Below are 2,399 nucleotides of genomic sequence, written 5' to 3'. Positions count from 1 at the left end.
GGCCTGGTCTTCGACCGTCGGGACCTCGTTGCTGCCGGTGACGTTGGCCGGTGCAACCGGCCGGGCCGGCGCCTGGATCGTCGCGGCCGGTACTGCTGGAGCCTTTGTGCCGCTGGTCAGCGTCTTGGCGAGCGGCATTGCCATCAGCACCAGAAGCACGGCACCGACAGCCATCAGGATCGGCCGGCGATGCTGCGAAAGCATGGCGCCGAAGCCCTTGTTGGCGGATGCCTTGGCGGCCTTGCGCATCTCCTTGGACGACGAGCCGATCTGCGAGGGATCGGTTTCCTGGGCAGCGGCCTTGGCGGCGCGGCGGGCGGCGGCGATATAGTCGGCGCGTTCGGCGGCACTCGTCCGGTCTGTGTCGAATTCGCCGGCGGCCTGGCTGGCGCGAACCCGCTCGAGGATCTTCTTGACGTCGGGGGCGCCGGATCCCGGCTCCAGAAGATCGTTCTGGCGATCCGCCGGCAGCACGTCGGAAGGATCGAGCGACGGTGTCGGATCGATCACGGTGCGGCCGCCCTTCGGCGCCTCGCCCTTGCCGCCCGGCAGGAAGCGGCGGGAAAGTTCGGTCAGCAGGCTGGTCTTGGCGGCTCTGTCCCTGGCGGGGCTGTCCTTGGTGACGACATGATCGGCGCGAAGTACGGTCTCGTCGGAAGGCGCTTCTTCAGGGGCCTTTGCGCGATGGCCGAAGGTTGCGGCCGGTTGCTCGTTCGCCTCTGCCTCCGCGAGCTCGTAGCTCATCAGCTCTTCGGCAGCGGCGACGGAAAGCTGTGCGGCTGCCGGCATGGCCGGGGCAGGGCGGCTCTCGTAACGCGCCGGTTCTTCATGATAACGATCCCGCTCCGCGTGGGCGGAGGAGACGAGCCGTTCTTCCATGCCGTCCAGCCGGTCGGCGATCTGCACCAGGGTGCCGTGCAGGGCTTCGAAGGTCTGGTGGGTGCGGTCGTCCGAATGGCGCGTCAGGTCTTCGAGATGGCGAAGGTCGTCCGCAAGCGCAGACAGTGCCGCCATGTCGGCAGCGACACCCGGCCCGCCTGCCATGCCATTGCGGGAATAGGCTTCCACCACCGTCTCGGCGGCCTGGCGGGCAGCCTCGATGATGTATTCGTCATTGGTCGCCATATAGCTTTCGAGCGCCGTCATGCGGTTTTCGAATTCGGCGGGAAGAGCGCCGGCGCCATGCTGCGGCTGGCTGATCAGCACCGAAAGATGGGCGATCTGGTCTTCGAGACTGCGAAGCGCGCCGTCGTCGCCACGCGGCGAAGCCGTCGCCTCGTCAAGCCGGGCGGCAATGTCGGTCAGCCGGTCTTCGATGCGTCCGAAGGCGTTTTCGTCCATCGCCGACTGGGCATGCGGCTGATAACCGATCTCCTCGATCCGGCGGGCGAGATAGTCGAGCCGTTCGGCGAGCACGTCGTTGACACTGCCCTGTTCCAACCCGTCGATCTTGCGGGAAATATCGGCGAGATAGGCAGAAAGCTCGGGATCCTGGGAAGGCTTCTGGGCCTGTTCGAGGATCAGCGAAAGCTGCTCGAGCCGCTCTTCCAGGCGCATGGCCGCCTGTTCGTCGGTGAGCTCCTCGATCCGGCCGGTCAGCGCTTCGATGCGGGCGGAGAGCATTTCGGCCGGGTCGGTCTGGGTGTGGGTTACCCGGCCTATGGCTTCGATCTGGTCGGCAAGCGCGCTGATGCGGCCATCCAGACGCTGCAGGAAGGACTGGTCGATCGAGGCTGAGGCCGAGGCGCGGCTGCCGGCGGCAATCGCGCGGCTGATCTCGTCCAGCCGCTCGTCCAATGTCGCGAACTGTTCGGCAATGACCGAATCGTTCGGCTGCATGCGTGAGCCGAGCTGCTCCATGGCGCTCGCGACCGTGATCAGCTTCTGTTCGAGCGCGCGGATGACCGGGCTGTCGCTCATCTCGCCGAGCTGGCCCTTGATGTCGTCGATCCGGTAGGCGAGCGAGACGAGCTCCTCGCGCAGCGCCGTGGAGTCGAGATCGTGCATACGATCTTCGAGACCCTGCCAGCGGGTTTCCATCCGCCGTACCGAATCCTCGCGGGCGAGGCCGTCCATGACGGCGCGCAGTTCCTCGAATTCGCGGCGCAGGCCGGCCGCCTCCGGCGTCGCCTGGTAGCCGAGTTGGCTGATGCCTTCGGCAAGCCGGGCAAGGTCGCCGCGCAGATCCTCGCTGAAGTTCTGGTCTTCGGCAATGGATTTGATCGAGCGGATCTCGGAGCGCAACGCGCTCATTTCGCGGGCGACGCTTTCGGAAATATCCTGCTTCAGCTCCTGGCGCAGGCTGACCAGCGCCTGGGCGATGTCGCGCATGCCATTATCTGCCTGCGGCGGCTGCGGCACCGGTATGCGCGGGGGCTGTGGGGCCGGACGGCGGGGTT

The 2,399-nt window shown here is 66.7% G+C and carries 1 pseudogene; it reads right to left on the bottom strand.

Annotation, left to right across the window (positions count from 1 at the left end):
• Positions 1-2,331: pseudogene (locus MOV63_RS32350) on the bottom strand (hemagglutinin); the annotation flags it as partial.
• Positions 2,332-2,399 lie beyond the last annotated feature (68 nt).

It is taken from the genome of Neorhizobium sp. SHOUNA12A (assembly GCF_023006505.1).
Classification (GTDB): Bacteria; Pseudomonadota; Alphaproteobacteria; order Rhizobiales; family Rhizobiaceae; genus Neorhizobium.
Note: the sequence above shows the minus strand (reverse complement) of the source record. Positions and strands in the feature narration are given on the sequence as shown.